General features: G+C 69.5%; 8 protein-coding genes and 1 tRNA gene. 8 read left to right on the plus strand and 1 reads right to left on the minus strand.

The window, feature by feature from the left end; all coding sequences use genetic code 11:
- Positions 1 to 14: 14 nt before the first annotated feature.
- The 8 genes from topA to ABD848_RS18835 all read left to right on the plus strand — a co-directional run bounded on the left by topA (position 15) and on the right by ABD848_RS18835 (position 12,755).
- Complete coding sequence (gene topA, locus ABD848_RS18800) at positions 15 to 2,741, plus strand: type I DNA topoisomerase (RefSeq protein WP_344974132.1); 2,727 nt, start codon at positions 15 to 17, stop codon at positions 2,739 to 2,741.
- Between the two features lie 655 nt (positions 2,742 to 3,396).
- Positions 3,397 to 5,460 carry a dTMP kinase gene (tmk, locus tag ABD848_RS18805; protein ID WP_344974134.1) on the plus strand — a complete coding sequence of 688 codons (2,064 nt, stop codon included), beginning with the start codon at positions 3,397 to 3,399 and terminating at the stop codon, positions 5,458 to 5,460.
- Between the two features lie 208 nt (positions 5,461 to 5,668).
- Positions 5,669 to 6,841 carry a DNA polymerase III subunit delta' gene (locus ABD848_RS18810; RefSeq protein ID WP_344974137.1) on the plus strand — a complete coding sequence of 391 codons (1,173 nt, stop codon included), beginning with the start codon at positions 5,669 to 5,671 and terminating at the stop codon, positions 6,839 to 6,841.
- Between the two features lie 107 nt (positions 6,842 to 6,948).
- Positions 6,949 to 7,800 (plus strand): PSP1 domain-containing protein, encoded by an 852-nt coding sequence (locus tag ABD848_RS18815; RefSeq protein ID WP_344974256.1) that lies wholly within the window; start codon positions 6,949 to 6,951, stop codon positions 7,798 to 7,800.
- Between the two features lie 29 nt (positions 7,801 to 7,829).
- Positions 7,830 to 9,338 carry an alpha/beta hydrolase gene (locus tag ABD848_RS18820; RefSeq protein ID WP_425567610.1) on the plus strand — a complete coding sequence of 503 codons (1,509 nt, stop codon included), beginning with the start codon at positions 7,830 to 7,832 and terminating at the stop codon, positions 9,336 to 9,338.
- A 486-nt stretch (positions 9,339 to 9,824) separates the two neighbouring features.
- Complete coding sequence (locus tag ABD848_RS18825; protein WP_344974143.1) at positions 9,825 to 11,327, plus strand: aminotransferase class V-fold PLP-dependent enzyme; 1,503 nt, start codon at positions 9,825 to 9,827, stop codon at positions 11,325 to 11,327.
- Between the two features lie 91 nt (positions 11,328 to 11,418).
- Positions 11,419 to 11,492, plus strand: a tRNA-Thr gene (locus ABD848_RS18830).
- A 270-nt stretch (positions 11,493 to 11,762) separates the two neighbouring features.
- Entirely contained in the window at positions 11,763 to 12,755 is a 993-nt protein-coding gene (locus ABD848_RS18835) for an alpha/beta hydrolase (RefSeq protein WP_344974145.1), read from the plus strand.
- A gap of 152 nt (positions 12,756 to 12,907) precedes the next feature.
- On the opposite strand, the gene ABD848_RS18840 is transcribed toward ABD848_RS18835, so the two are convergent.
- Positions 12,908 to 15,802, minus strand: coding sequence for a glycoside hydrolase family 3 C-terminal domain-containing protein (locus ABD848_RS18840; RefSeq protein ID WP_344974148.1), 2,895 nt, complete (start codon positions 15,800 to 15,802; stop codon positions 12,908 to 12,910).
- Positions 15,803 to 16,165 lie beyond the last annotated feature (363 nt).

The following is a 16,165-nucleotide window of genomic DNA, read 5'->3' on the forward strand; positions in this document are numbered from 1 at the left end:
CGTAGGGGAACAGCGTGCCACCCAAGAAGGGCAGCGCCGGCAAGAACGGCTCAACCGGCTCAACCACGGCCGCAACCAGCGGAGGCAACCGTCTCGTCATCGTCGAGTCGCCTGCCAAGGCCAAGACGATCGCCGGTTACCTCGGCCGGGGATACGTCGTGGAGTCCAGCATCGGCCACATCCGGGATCTGCCCACCAAAGCCGCCGAGATTCCGGCCAAATACAAGGAGTTGCCGTGGGCGCGCCTGGGTGTGAACGTCGAAGCTGACTTCGAGCCGCTTTACGTCGTCAACTCCGATAAGAAAGCCCACGTCAAAAAGCTCAAAGAGCTGCTGTCGGAAGCTGACGAACTCTACCTCGCCACGGATGAGGACCGCGAGGGGGAGGCCATCGCGTGGCACCTGCGCGAGGAGCTCAAACCCAAGATCCCGGTGCGGCGGATGGTGTTCAACGAGATCACTCGCGAAGCCATCCAAAGCGCCGCGCAAAACACCCGCGACCTCAACCTGCGGCTGGTCGACGCCCAGGAGACCCGGCGGATTCTCGACCGTCTCTACGGCTACGAAGTCTCACCGGTGCTGTGGAAGAAGGTCATGCCCAAGCTGTCGGCCGGCCGGGTGCAGTCGGTGGCCACGCGCCTGGTCGTCGAGCGCGAACGTGAGCGCATCGCCTTCGTCCCCGCTGAGTACTGGGGGCTCAAGGCGCTGTTCATGGGCGCTGGAGCCGCCGATGACAGCGACGCTCCCGCCAGCTTCGCCGCCCACCTCGTCTCGGTCGACGGCGCCCGGGTGGCCCAGGGCCGCGACTTCACCTCCGAGGGCCAACTGCGCTCGGCTAAGGGAGTGCTCCACCTCGACGCCGAGGCTGCCCGCGGCCTGGCCGAACGGTTGAGCGGCACCGCTTTCACGGTCGACTCCATCGAGCGCAAGCCCTACAAGCGCGCCCCCTACGCCCCGTTTCGCACCACCACGTTGCAGCAGGAGGCCTCGCGCAAGCTCGGCTTCTCGGCCAAGCAGACGATGCAGATCGCGCAGCGGCTCTACGAGAACGGGTTCATCACCTACATGCGCACCGACAGCATCACCCTGTCGGAGAACGCGATCGCCGCTGCCCGTGACCAGGCGCTGCGTCTCTACGGCGACTCCTACGTGCCGCCCAAGCCGCGGGTCTACACCAGTAAGGTCAAAAACGCCCAGGAGGCCCACGAAGCTATCCGTCCGGCGGGCGACTCGTTCCGCACTCCAGCCGAGACCGGTCTGAGCGGCCCGGAGTTTCGCCTTTACGAACTGATCTGGAAGCGCACGGTCGCCTCGCAGATGAAGGACGCCCGCGGCGAGTCGGTGACGGTCAAGGTCACGGGGACCTCCGCTTCCAGTGAGCGGGTCGAGTTCACCGCCACCGGAAAAATCATCGAGTTCTACGGTTTCCTCAAGGCCTACGTCGAAGGCTCCGACGATCCCGAAGCCGAGTTGGAGGACCGTGAGCGCCGGTTGCCGCCGGTTGAAGAGGGCGATCCCCTCAAGGCTGAAGAGATCGAGGCTGAGAGCCACAGCACCCGCCCGCCGGCGCGCTACACCGAGGCCACGCTGGTCAAGGAGTTGGAAGAGCGCGAGATCGGCCGCCCCTCCACCTACGCCTCCATCATCGGTACCATCCTCGACCGCGGTTACGTGTTCAAGAAGGGCACGGCGCTGGTGCCCTCCTTCCTGGCGTTCGCCGTCGTGCAACTGCTGGAGAAGCACTTCGGCAACCTCGTCGACTACGACTTCACCGCACGCATGGAGGACATGCTCGACGAGATCGCGCGCGGGGAGGCGCAGCGAGGGCCATGGCTGCGCCACTTCTACTTCGGTGGTGACGACGAGACGGGCCTGCGAGAGCTGGTGGAGGACCAACTCGCCCACATCGACCCCAAGGAGATCAGCTCCTTCCCGCTGCCCGACACCGACATCGTGCTGCGTGTCGGGCGCTACGGGCCTTACATGGAGCGCGACGGCCAACGTGTCAACGTGCCCGAGGACCTCGCTCCCGACGAGCTGACCAAGGAACGGGCTGAGGAGCTGTTCGCCCAGCCCAGCGGTGACCGCGAGCTGGGGACCGACCCGGAGACCGGGCACACGATTATGGCCAAGAGCGGACGCTTCGGCCCCTACGTCACCGAAGTCCTGCCCGAGCCCGAGGAGGGCGCGGCGAGCAAGACCACCAAAACCAAGTCGAAGTCCAAGAGCGCGCCCAAGCCACGGACCGCCTCACTGTTGAAGTCCATGTCACTCGACACGGTCACCCTCGACGACGCGCTGCGGCTGCTCTCGCTGCCGCGTGTCGTCGGCGAGCTGGACGGCGAGCAGGTCACGGCCCAAAACGGGCGGTTCGGCCCCTACCTGAAGAAAGGCACCGACAGCCGTTCCCTGGAGACCGAGGAACAGATCTTCACCGTCACCATCGACGAGGCCAGGGAACTGTTCGCCAAGCCCAAGCAGCGGGGACGCAGGGCGGCCACGCCGCCGCTGCGGGAGCTGGGCAACGACCCCGAGACGGGCAAGCCCATGGTGATCAAGAACGGGCGCTTCGGTCCCTATGTCACTGACGGCCAGACCAACGCCTCCCTGCGCAAAGGCGACGAGGTGGAGTCGGTCACCGACGCGCGCGCCGCCGAGTTGCTGGCCGAGCGCCGGGCCAAGGCGCCCGCCAAGAAGAGCGGCTCAGCCAAGAGTTCCACGACCTCGACGAAGAAGTCCTGACGCCCCGGCTGTGACACCGCGTCCCGCGGACTCGCCGGCCGTTGCGGCGCCGCGGGAACGCGGGTGGTCGGAGGCGCCGCCCGTTGCGGCTGAGAGCCGGGGCGATGTGACGGCTCGTCCGTCGCCCGTACCTCGACCGCTGCACGATCTCGGCAGCCCGGGGGAGGCGGGCGGCCAAGGGGCCCGGGTCTCGCCTTGTGCGCTGGGGTGGCTGCTGGCGACGCCGGCCGCCGTCGCGGCCTCCTGCTACCTCCCCTCCAGCCGTTCAACGGCGATACCCGGGCGGCGCGCCTGTACTCCCCCGGGGGGGTAAGACGCCCGCACGTGAGGTGGCTGAAGCAGACCGCGCGGCGCTGCGGCGCGGTAGGGTTGGGCTCGGTGGGATCCGCTGACCACACCGGTCACCGCCGGAAACCGCGAGTCCCGCCGACAATCGCATGGGGACCGCCGGTCGAGCGGAACCCCGTGCTCCCGAGACGTCCACCCGGCCGAGCGCGGAGCCGCCCAGCGCCGTCAGAGAGCGGTTTCCCGTCGAGCGGCAGCCGTGCCCGGTCAGGGCCACACCCCTCGCGTTGGGGGCGAGGGGCACAGCCAAGTGGGGGCGCTTGGCTGGAGCATGTGTCTTGTACCCGATATCCCGATACTCTTTACCGCCATGAGCAGACCTGGACCGATCGGATCACTCGGAGCACCCAGTGGGGCCCGCGGTGTGTTGGCGAGCAAGCCGTTCCGCCGGCTGTGGATCTCACTGTCGCTGTCCAGCCTTGGTGACTGGCTCAGCCTGCTCGCCCTGGTGTCCTTGGCGGCGCTTCTCACCCGCGACCAGCCTCCCCTGACGATTTCAGCGGCGGTCGGCGGTGTCATCGCCCTCAAGCTCGCGCCGTGGCTCGTGCTCAGCCCACTCGCCAACGCCCTCGCCGGCCGCGTCGACCGCCGCATCACCATGGTCGTCGCCGACCTGCTACGGGCAGCCCTGTACGTGTCCGTTCCCCTGGTGGGGCGGCTCGACTGGCTGCTGGTAGCCACGTTCGTGGCCGAGTGCGCCGCGCTGTTCTGGGCGCCGACTAAGGAGGCGGCGACCCCCAGCCTGGTGCCGAAGAGGTGGCTGGGCCAGGCCGATCAGCTCAACCTGCTCACCACCTACGGTTCGGCGCTGGCGGCTGCCGCGCTTTTCGCGGTCGTGACCTCGACCGCCACCGTGCTGGCCGGGCTGTTCCCCCCGATGAGCATCCCCGACGCCGATATCGCCCTCTACATCGCCGCTCTCCTCTCCCTCGCCGCCGCCGTTGTCGTGTGGACGCTTCCGCTGGCGAAGGAACACGGTGAGCAGCGGCGGGCTGTTTCGCTGCCGCGGGCGCTGTGGAGCGGCTGGCGCGGCGGCACCGTGCGCCGACTCTCGGTGGGGATGCTCGGTGCGCTCGCCGCCGCCGGCGCGGTGATCGGTGTCGCGCGGTTGTTCGTGCCCACGGTCGGAGCGGGCAACGCCGGCTTCGGGGTCCTTGTCGGCGCGGTCTTCACCGGTGTGGTCGCCGGTGTCCTCATCGGGCCGCGGGTGCTGCGCGATTTCAGCCGCCGGCGCCTTTTCGGGCTCAGTGTCGGTATGGCCGGCGCCGCCCTGCTGCTGGCCGGGCTGATCCCCAACATGGTCTTCGCCGCCGGCGCGGTCACGGCTGTGGGGATCGGGGCGGGGCTCGCCTGGGCGACCGGAGTCACGCTGCTCGACCGCGAGGTCGCCGACCACGACCGCGCCGGTGCGTTCGGGTTCGTTTACGCGGCTGCGCGGGTCGCGCTCATGGGCGTGGCGGCGGTGGCCGCGGTCGCCGCGGGCCTGGTCGGCTCCTACACGCTGCCGTTGGGCGAGCTGACCTACGACTTCTCCGGCGCAGCGGCCGTGCTGCTGATCATGGCTGTGCTTACCCTCGTGCTGGCGCTGGTGTGCTACCGGCGGATGAACCGCGAGCCCGCCGACGTTTCCCTGGCGGTAGAGCTGTGGGCGGCGCTACGCGGGGTGCCGGTCAAGCGTGGCGGCGACGAGGAGGCCACACCCGTGCCCGGCACGTTCATCGTCGTCGAAGGCGGTGAGGGGGCCGGTAAGTCCACGCAGGTGCGCCAGCTCTCCATCTGGCTGCGCGATGAGGGCTTCGACGTGGTCACCACCCGCGAGCCCGGCGCCACGAAGCTGGGCACCCGGCTGCGTGCCCTGCTGCTCGACAAGGAGCACACCGGCATGTCGTCGCGGGCTGAGGCGCTGCTCTACGCCGCCGACCGCGCCGAGCACGTCAACTCGGTGATCCGTCCGGCACTGCAACGCGGCGCCATCGTCATCAGTGACCGTTTCGTCGACTCCACCCTCGCCTACCAGGGCGCCGGCCGGGAGATGGCCGAGTCCGAGATCGTGGAGATCAACCGGTGGGCCACCGAAGGGTTGGTGCCTCACCTCACGGTGCTGCTCGACGTGCCGGCAGCGGCGGGTCTGGCGCGTCACGCCAGCCCCACCGACCGGATCGAGGCCGAGGCGGCGGAGTTCCACGAGCGCGTTTGCCAGGGATTCCGTGACCTCGCCGAGCGCGAGCCCCAGCGCTACCTGGTGCTCGACGCTCAAGAGTCCCCCGAGGAGATCACGCGCGCGATCCAGCGTCGCATCCGGCCGATCCTGCCCGACCCCGTCCCCGACGACTCAGAGGCCGTCACCAACATGATCCCGGTCATCCGGGAGTGACAGCGAGGGCCGGTCCACGCCCCCGTCGTGAACCGGCCTGAAGCTGTGTGAGCGTCCCGAGAATCGCCGGGCGGCGACACGTCATGGCGGTCACGGTCGTCTCACCTCACCACCGACGTTCACCGTGGGTGCGTTGTGGAGAGTCCGGCACCGAATCGTTGGGCAGTCAGTCCGCGATGTCGCCCGCTGCTCGTATGCTTGAGTCCCGATGAGCGTCTTCGACGACCTGGTAGGCCAGGACGCGGTCACCGATCAACTGCGCGCTGCCGCGCACGGCGCTGCCGACCTGCTCGCCGGCGGCGACGGCGGGGCCATGACGCACGCCTGGCTGTTCACCGGGCCGCCGGGCTCGGGGCGCGCCGAAGCCGCCCGCGCCTTCGCCGCGGCACTGGAGTGCCACGACGGCGGGTGCGGGCACTGCGACTCCTGCCACCAAGTGTTCGCCGGCACGCACGCTGACGTGTTCTACGTGCGCCCCAGCGGCTTGAGCTTCGGGGTGGAAAAGACCCGCGAATTGGTATTGCAGGCGGCGTCGCGTCCCACGGGCGGCAGGTTCCGAGTGGTGCTGTTCGAGGACGCCGACCGGGCCACCGAGGCGGCCTCCAACGCACTGCTCAAGGCGGTCGAGGAACCCTCCAGCCGCACCGTGTGGCTGCTGTGCACCCCCACAGCCGAGGACCTGCTCGTCACGATCCGCTCGCGCTGTCGCGTGGTCAACCTGCGCATGCCCAGCCCCGAGGCCGTCACCGAGCTGCTCGTCTCGCGCGACGGGGTCGACCCGACGGTGGCAGCAGAGGCCGCACGCGCCGCGGCCGGCCACGTGGAGCGGGCCCGCGAACTCGTCCGCGACCCCGCTGCTCGGGAGCGTCGCGAGCAGGTGCTGGCCATCCCCGGGATGTTGGAAGGGATGGGGGCGTGTGTCTCCGCCGCCGCCCAACTGCACGAACTGGCTGAGGCCGAGGCCAAGGCGAAAACCAGCGAGCTCGACGAGCGGGAGAAGTCCGACCTGAAGGCGGCCTATGGCGAGGGCGCCACAGGCAAGGGGGTCGCCAAGGCGGTGCGCGGCGCCGCGGGAGCCCTCAAAAGCCTGGAGGAGGAGCAGAAGCGCCGCGCCACCCGAATCAAGCGCGACACCTACGATCTCGCGCTGCTGGATCTGGTGGCCTTCTACCGCGATGTGCTCGCCAAACAGGTGGGGGCGCAGGTTGAGCTGTCCACAGCCAGCCACGACAGTCAGCTACGGCGTATCGCCGAGCGTTCCACCCCCGAGGCGACCCTGCGGCGTATCGATGCCATCATGGCCTGTCGCCGCCGCATCGCCGCCAACGTCCATCCCCAGATTGCGCTGGAGGCCATGACCGCCGCGCTGTACATGGGGTGAACACGCGCCGGCGCCCCGCTGCCCCCTCGGTGCCACGGCGATCCCGCATCGCCTGCGCCATGACGGTGACGTGAAGCACGACAACGACCTATGGTGTGCTCGTGGGCATGATGATGGCGGTGAGCTTCGAGCGTTACGGTCGGCTGTACTACCTCGACCCGGGCGGTCACAGCCCGAGCGTGGGCGACAAGGTGCTTGTTCCCACCGACGACGGTCCTGAGGTGGCCGAGTGCGTCTGGGCGCCGGAGTGGGTGAGCGAGGAGGTCGACGACCTTCCGGTATGCGAGGGCATGGCCACGCGCGCCGACATCGCCCGAGACGAGCGCAACCGCACCCGCCGTGCCGAGGCCCGTTCTCAGGCCAAGCGACTGATTCGCGCCAACGGCCTGCCCATGAAGGTGGTCGGGGTTGACTACCTCTCGGAGGGCCCCACCTTCGTGGTCTACTTCTCTGCCCCCCACCGGGTGGACTTTCGTGACCTCATCCGCGAAATGTCGCGCGCCCTCGACACTCGGGTGGAGTTTCGCCAGGTCGGCGCGCGTGACGAGGCACGGCTCCAGGGCGGTATCGGTCCATGCGGGCGTGACCTGTGCTGTGCCACGTTCCTCAAAGACTTCGAGCCGGTGTCGGTTCGCATGGCCAAGGACCAGAACCTCCCCGTCAACCCGATGCGCATCGCCGGCGCGTGCGGTCGGCTCATGTGCTGCCTCAAATACGAGCACCCTCTTTACCAGGAGTTCAAGGCCAGCACCCCCGACCCGGGCAGCAAGGTCGGCACCCCCGAAGGTGACGGGGTGGTGATCGGCCACGACGTTCCCCGCGAGAAGGTCGTGGTGCGGCTCAACGACGGGGGACGGCGCTGCGCCTGCGACCGCGCCGATGTATGCGGTCCCCGCCAGGCCTACGAGAGCACCCATGGCCAGCGTTCGACCTCCGACGACGAGGGCGAGGCCGGTTGAAGCGCGGCTCCCGGTGTGTCGCCTTGGCCATGGTCGTGTCGCTGCTGGCAGCCGGGTGCGCCGCCGACTCCGGGCAGCAGGGCCAATCCGCCCCGGCGGGGCTCGCGACGTTCTACGAGCAGCAGGTCAGGTGGCGCGGCTGCGGGGATGACGCGGCGGGCTTCGAGTGCGCCACCGTCGAGGTGCCGCTGGACTACGACGCCCCGGAGGGCGAACGCCTGGAGATCGCCGTCAAACGGCTGCCCGCCGCCGACGGCCACGCCCGCGGGTCGCTCCTGGTGAACCCGGGCGGTCCGGGGGGCTCGGGGGTGGACTACGTCAGCGTCGCCGGCAGCGCCCTCAGCGAGCGGTTGCGCGCCGAGTTCGACATCGTCGGCTTCGATCCGCGCGGCGTCGGCGAGAGCAGCCCCGTTCGCTGCCTCGACCGGGACGGGCTCGACGACTACCTCGGCCACGATGCCGGCAGCGACGGCGACTCAGCGGTAGCGCGGCTGACCCCGCGAGAGCGCGCCGAGTTGGCGCAGGTCAACCGGGAGTTCGTCGAGGCGTGCGAGCGCCGCTCCGGCGAGCTGCTCCCGCATATGGACACCGTCTCCACCGCCCGGGACATGGATGTGCTGCGCGGCGTGCTCGGCGACACCGCGCTCACCTACCTCGGCAAGTCCTACGGCACCTACCTCGGCGCGGTCTACGCCGACCTGTTCCCCGAGCGAGTGCGGGCGCTCGCGCTGGACGGCGCCATCGATCCCAACCTCAACCAGCTCCAGATGAGCCTGCACCAGGCGGAGGGGTTCACGCTCGCCCTCGAAGCCTTCATCGACGACTGTCTGAGCCTACGGCGCTGCCCGCTGGCACGCGGCGGAGCCACCACCGCCGAGCAGGCCACCGCCAACCTGAGTGATCTCCTGGTGGCGGCTCAGCGGGAGCCACTGGCTACCACCATGGGCGACGGCCGCGAGGTCAACCGGACCCGGGTGGAGACAGCGCTGATTTCTGCGCTGTACAACGAGTCGTATTGGCCCCGGGCGCGCGACGCGCTCGCCGACGCCTTCGACGGGGACGGCACCGCCCTGCTGCGCCTGGCCGACCAGCTCTATGACCGCGAGCCCGGCGAGGACTACGAGAACACCACAGCGGCGCTCATCGCGGTGAACTGCTCTGACCACCCCAACCCCCGCGATATCGACGCCTACGCCGACGCCGCGGCCGAGGCCGCCGAGATAGCGCCGCTGTTTGGCCCCTCGCTCGCGTGGGGCGCGCTGCCCTGCGCCTACTGGCCCGCCGAGGCCACGGTCGAGCCGGTCCAGGTCGACGCGCCGGGGGCCGCCCCCATCCTGGTCGTGGGGACCACGCGCGACCCGGCCACGCCCTACCAGTGGGCGCAGAACCTGGCCGGTGCCCTGGAGTCGGGGGTGCTGCTCACCCACGAAAGCGGTGGGCACACGGCCTACCGCAGCGGCAGCGTCTGCGTTGACGAGACGGTCGACACTTACCTCATCGAGGCCGAGCCGCCAGAGGACGCCACCGTGTGCCGGTGACCCCGGGGCAGTCGCCGGAGTCCAGGGGCTTAGCCGGCGTGAGGCGCTGGGAGGACGGGAGGCGAGCGGCGACGTCGCCGGGATCGCCCACGCCGCTGCGAGGGTGTCCCACCTGCCAGCCGGTCGTCGTGACAGGGACCCCCCAAGAAGTTATGTCCGTTTTTTCGCTTTCCGGGAAAATGACGGCTAATCCATTCCGCCGCAAGGGCGTGGACTGCTTTTCTTGACTGAGTGTCGCGGCGTACGATCTGCTGACTTTTACGTATTTTTGCAGTTCACTAGGTGGGGTGCGCAGGAAGGCAAGGCGGACACGCGAGCTGCCTGCCCGGCTGTGTAAATTCTGACTAAAGGCCGTGTCGTAGCTGGATCGGTGTTCTTCTGCGCGGGAAAGTCCCAAGCAGGGGGATTGTTATGCAGCGTGGAGATCACACGGCCTCGTCACCGGGGACGGACGAACCGTCATCGGGCGGGCCGGAACGCGTGCCGGTGGGAGAGGTTCCAGCCGTCTCCGCTCCACTCCCGTCGGTTCCCCGACAGTCGGCTTTCCTGCACGATTATCCGGAGTACGCCGATACGCTCCACCTCGACGAGGTGCGCGCCACCGAGTACGCCTACCTCGACCACGGGGGCCACGTCTACCTGGATTACACCGGCGCAGGTCTTGCCGCCCACCGCCAGTTACAGCACCACGTCCAGCGCCTTGAGCGCGGTTGCTTCGGCAACCCGCATTCGGCCAGCCCGAGTTCGCAGGCCTCCACCCAACTGGTCGAAAGTGCCCGGGCCGCCGTTTTGGCCCGGTTCAATGCCTCGCCCCAGGAATACACTGCGATCTTCACTCCCAACGCCACCGGCGCTTGCCGGCTGGTGGGGGAGGCGTACCCGTTCCGCCCCGGCCGCCGGTTCGCCCAACTCGTCGACAACCACAATTCGGTCAACGGCATCCGGGAGTTCGCCCGTTCGCGTGGCGCCACACTCGACACCGTCGGGATCGCCGGTTCCGACCTTCGCGCTGACCCCACCGAGGTGGAGGAGGTGCTGCGCCGGTCGCGGCCGTGGCTGCCCAGCCTGCGGGGGCGCAAGCGCGCCGGTGGCCGTGTCGGCCTGTTCGCCTACCCGGCCCAAAGCAACTTCACCGGCGTCCAGCACTCGCTTGACTGGATCGAAAGCGCTCACGAGTACGGGTGGGACGTCCTACTCGACGCCGCGGCCTTCGCCCCGGCCAACCGGCTCGACTTGAGCGAGGTCAAACCCGATTTCGTGCCGGTGAGCTGGTACAAGGTTTGCGGCTACCCCACCGGTTTGGGCTGTCTCGTGGCCCGCAGGCAGGCTCTGGCGCGGCTGGAGCGGCCATGGTTCTCGGGCGGCACCATCACCGCGGCCAGTGTCCTTGGCGACTGGCACCGCCTCGCCGGCGACGAGGCAGGCTTCGAGGACGGCACCGTGAACTTCCTGTCCATCCCCGATATCGAGGCCGGCCTGGGGTGGCTGGACGAGATCGGCGTCGACCCCGTCCATACGCGGGTTCGCTGCCTAACGGGGTGGCTCATCGACCACCTCACCGCGGCGCGCCACTCCACGGGGATGCCGCTGGTTCGGCTGTATGGGCCGGCCACGACGCGAGCGCGCGGCGGAACGGTGGCGTTCAACTTCTTGGACCCGCGCGGCAGGGTCATCGACGAGCGGGTTGTCGCGCGAGATGCCGCGGCCCACCGTATTTCGCTGCGGACCGGCTGTTTTTGTAACCCCGGGGCTGGAGAGGCGGCCTTCAACCTCGATCCGGTCGCGCTGGCCGATCCGGGGGCCGAGAGGCCGTTCCCGCTTGAGGACTACCTCGGCCGGCTCGGCTTGCCCTCAGGCGGCGCCATCCGGGTCTCGTTGGGGCTGGTGTCCAACTTCGCCGACGTGGCGCGCTTTTTGGAGTTCGCGGTTACGACCTACCTCGATCAGACCCCTGACGAGCGTGATCTGCCCGCGCGCAGTGGTTGCTGAGCGTCGCAGCGCCGCCGGAGCCGTGGCGATGTGCTCGATGGTCCCTGGAAGCGCTAAACTGAGCACCGGTCCGCCGCAGCGGTGGGACTACGCCGCCTTAGCTCAGTCGGTCAGAGCGACGCACTCGTAATGCGTAGGTCGGGGGTTCGACTCCCCCAGGCGGCTCTCTTTAAGCAGCGCGTGCCTAGGGCGGTGCCTTTTCGGGGCACCGCCCTAGGCGTCTCCAGTAGCCGTTCTCGTGGCCGTGGGGTAGCTTCGCGTCCCTTGCCCCCGGCTGGTGTCGTGGCCTGCCGTCCCCGCCTGCAAAGGCCCAGCAGTTCTTTCCTCCTCCGCTGCCGTGCCGGTCGCCGCGGGCTCGTGTTCCGTTGGCGGTTGCGGTCAGTGGAGCGGCGGAGGCTGCGGCCCGCAACCACGACAGAAGAGGGGGAAACGGTCATGGCCGAGTTGCACTTCGCTTCCGGAGCCGTGGCGCTGGAGCAGTATCTGGTCACCGTCGACGAGGCCGACCTCGCCGAACAGCGTGCGTGTTACGCCGACGCCGGAGAGGCGCTGGCCAGTACGCCCCTCCACGAGGGGTACCTGGAGACGGTGCGCCAGGCATGGGAGGAGCAGGTGGAACCGCGCGACCCCGATGCCCACCACCGCCACGTCGCCGGGGTGGACCTCCGCGTACTCGCCCACGAGCGGCCCGGCGCCATCGTGCTGCACGCCCACGGCGGCGGTTGGACCACCGGCCACAACGACATGTACGACGAATGGCTCGGCCTGCTGCGCGACCGGGCAGTCGTCACCGCAGTCTCGGTGGGCTACCGCAGGGCGCCCGAACACCCCTACCCGGCGGCCGTCGCCGATCTCGAGACGGTGGCGGTGTGGCTGGCCCGCCACGGGAAGCGGGAGTTGGGGAGCGATCGGATCATCCTCGTCGGGGAGTCGGCCGGCGCCAACCTCATCGCGGCGCTGCTCGTGCGGCTGCGCACCTCCCGTCCCGAGGTGCTGGAACGTGTCGCCGGAGCCGTGCTCACCTATGGCGCCTTCGACCTGGCCAACGTCTTACCCAGCCACCGCAACTCCACATCGGCCACGCCGGTGATCTCGGCGGCGGAGCTGGCCTGGCACATCCGCGCCTACGCCGGCGACACCGACCTGTTCCACCCCGAGATCTCGCCCCTGTGGGCCGATCTGGACGGTATGCCCGCCGCCCTGTTCACCGTCGGGGAAGCCGATATGCTCGTCGACGACTCGGTCCTGCTGGCCAACCGCTGGGCGCTGGCCGGCAGCCCCGCCCGGCTCGACATCTACCCCGAAGCGACCCACGTTTTCGACGAGCTAGGCACGCGCCTTGGGCGCCAGGCCCGCGAACGCATCGCCGACTGGATGGCCACGCTCTCGCAGGGTGCCGGCGTTGCGCTCGGGGCCTCGCCGATCTGAGCCCCTCGCGACCTCGCTGCGGGGCCACGCGGGGGAGGGCGCGGAGGGGACGGGACCGACGGGCACCGCAGCGGACCCGCCGCACCGGGCCGGCGGCGCTTCCCCGCTCCCGTCCCACCCCCGCGCCGGTGGGGACCGAGCCGGAAGAGGGCTCAGCCGGTGGCCGAGAAGTCGACGCGGTTCAGCCGCAGCGAGCCGCACAGGATCAGCCGCAGGTCATGGGTGCCCGCCGGGATCGCCACGGGAACGCTCACCCGGGTCCAGGTGTAGCGGTCGCCGGTGCTGGGCACGGTCGCGGTGGCGATCGGTGTCTCGCCCGAACGCAGCTCCACGCTAGCCGCGCCGGCGGACTCGCGTGCCACCTCGAAGGTGACCGTGCGCGGGGCCGGGGTGAGATCACAGTCGCGGAACAGCAGACGGCCGGGGTGCTCGCCGTCGCAGGCCACCACGTCGCCGCGCTGCTTGTCGCGGTCGGCCAGGACAATGCCGTCGCACTCGTCGAACGCGCACGCCTCGATCCCGTCACTGAGCGCCGGCCGCGGCTGCGGAGCCGCGCCTGTCACGGTCACCACGCTGCGCAGCTCGATCGCCTCGCTGGAGCGCCCGACCAGGATCTCGTAGCTTCCCGGGTCGACAGTCCAACGCCCATGGGCCACATCCCAGTGGCCCAACTCGGTCACCGGAAACGCCAGGGACACCCGCTGCGACTCGCCGGGGCGCAGATGCCCGCGCCAGTGGCCGCGCAACTCCCGCCGCGGGCGGGGCACGCGCGGGTCAAGGGCGCGGATGTAGAGCTGGGCGACCTCGTCGCCGGGGCGTTCACCGGTGTTGGTCACCGTGAACTCCGCGGTGACCGTCGTCTCGGAGCGTTCGACGCGCAGGTCGGTGTAGCCGAACGAGGTGTAGCTCAGGCCGTGGCCGAAGGGGTACAGCACCGGCCCGGTGAAGTACTGGTAGGTGGCGCCCGCGCCGATGATGTCGTAGTCCAGCAGGTCCGGGAGGTCTCCGGTGGAGCGGTACCAGGTCTGCGGCAGCCGCCCGGCGGGGGAGACCTCGCCGAGCAGCACGCGCGCCAGTGCGTGGCCGGCCGCCTGCCCGCCGTGGGCGCTCCACAGCAGCGCGGGCAACTCCTCGTGCAAGTCCGGCACCGCGTAAGGGTAGCTGCTGGTCATGGCCAGGATTGTGCGCGGGTTCGCCGCTCGGGCTGCCTCGACCAGCCGCCGCTGCTGGGCGGGCAGTTCCACATCGGCGCGGTCCTCGGTCTCGCGGCCGTTGATGTGCGGATCGTTGCCGACGACCACGAGCACCGCGTCGGCGTCGCGCGCCGCGTCGGCCACGGCCGAGGCGCCCTCGCTGACGGGCAGCACCATGAAGTGTTCGGCGGTTTCGGCGTCGCGAGAGAAGACCCGGAGGGCGCCGGTGGCCGGGTCGGCGCTCACGTAGCGACCACTGCCCAGATGGAACAGGCGGTGCGCACCACTGTTGCCTCCCTCGGTGGAGACCGGTTCCAGGTGGAAGGTTTCCTGGACCACCCAGCCGCCGGGCTGTTCCTTGTCGGCACGCAGCAGGTCGTCGTCGCCGACGGAGAGGTAGTGCCGGTTGGCCACGGCGCGCAGCGTCACCACCCCGCCGCCCCAGTCGAGCAGATCCAGCTCAGAGGGCACGTCGGACAGCGTCACCGGCGGCAGTTCGGTCGTGCCGCTGACGTGGGCGGGGTTGAGGGCGGCGGAGTCTTCTCCGCTGCGGTCGGGGGTCTCGGGGGCGACGGTGAGCCACCGCCCGCCGTCGACCGCTTGGAGCAAGATCCGGTCGGCGCCCTCGGCGTGGACGACGGTGCCGGCACCCAGCCGTTCCCGCAGCCCCTCCAGCGGCGAGCAGCGCCGGATCAGGTCGCCGCTGTACCAGTCGAGCTTGACCTCGTCGGCCAGGGGGCCCACAACGGCGAGCCGTCGCATGCGCCCCGAGTCCAGCGGCAGCGCCGCGTCGTTCTTCAACAGCACCACCGCCTCCTCGGCGGCGCGCTGGGCCAGGGCCTGATGGTGGGGTGTGTCGATCTGGTCGACTCCGATGCCGGCGTAGGGGTCGACGTCGGGGTCGAACTCGCCCAGTCGTAGCCGCATCAGCAGCAGCCGCCGCGCGGCCCGGTCGATGTCGGCGGTTTCGATCAGGCCGGCTTCCAGCGCGGTGGTGAGCCGGGCGATGGTCTTGCTCGAGTCCTGGTCGTGGTCGGTGAAGCTGTCCACCCCGGCGCGCAGCGCGGCGGCGTGCGACTCTTCGTGGGTGTCGAAGTAGTGCTCCTCGTCGACGAGGTTGGAGGGGGCGGCGGCGTCGCTGCACACCACCAACTCCGCGTCGGTCCAGGCCCGCAGGTGGTCGCGCAGGTGCGAGCCCACATGGTTGGGGCGCCCGTTGACCAGGTTGTAGGCGGGCATGACGCCTATGACCGTACCGGCGACCACCGGGCCGCGGAAGGCCGGAAGTTCGTATTCGTGCAGCACGCGGGCGCGCACTGACGAGGAGGTCACGCTGCGGTCGGTCTCGTTGTTGTGCGCCAGCCAGTGTTTGAGCAGCGGCGCGGTGCGCCAGTACACCGGATGATCGCCGCGCAGCCCGCCGCTGTAGGCGGTGGCCAGCGCGGCGGTGAGCCGTGGGTCCTCGGCGTAGCCCTCCTCGTTACGCCCCCACCGTGGGTCGCGCAGCAGGTTCACTGTCGGCGACCACACGTTCAACCCCACCCGCGAGTCACGCGCGCGCATCGCCCTTACCTCGGTGCCCACCGCCGTGCCGACCTCACGCAGCAGTTCCGGGTGCCACGTTGCGCCCAACCCCACAGCCTGCGGAAAGACCGTGGCCGGTCCCATCCACGCGACTCCGTGCAGCGCCTCCTGCCCGGTGCGAAACGCGGAGATCCCCAGGTGGGGGAAGGCCGGCGTGAATTGGTGCAGGAGAGCGATCTTCTCACTGGTGGTTAACCGCTCCAGTAGGTCGTCGACACGTTCGTCGAACGACAACCGGGAATCGCGGAAGGCAGCGGAATCGTCGGTCATGGGGGATGTCCTTGCTGCGTTAGGGGCCGGCGCGTCTAACGGACATTTCGAAGCGCTTCAATGCTGAACTCTCGCCAAAGCTCTGTCAATAGGTTCACAAGTTCACCGAGCGGTCTAGACCCGTGAGGAGCCGAGCGGGCTGGGCTGTTCTCGCGCGCAACAAACCGTAAAGCCCAGCGGGCAAAGATCAATCTTTTCTCGGGACTTGTGTGTTCTGCTTGGTTAGCTTAACCTCTTCGCAATATTGAAGCGCTTCGACCATATGATGCTTCAAGAAGGGACCGACAACTCATCCGAAGCCGCCATTGCTCTGCCTGAAACGCCAGTTCCCCCACCTGAGCCGACCAGTGGCCCCGGCCGCTG

Source organism: Salinactinospora qingdaonensis (assembly GCF_039539445.1).
Taxonomy (GTDB): domain Bacteria; phylum Actinomycetota; class Actinomycetes; order Streptosporangiales; family Streptosporangiaceae; genus Salinactinospora; species Salinactinospora qingdaonensis.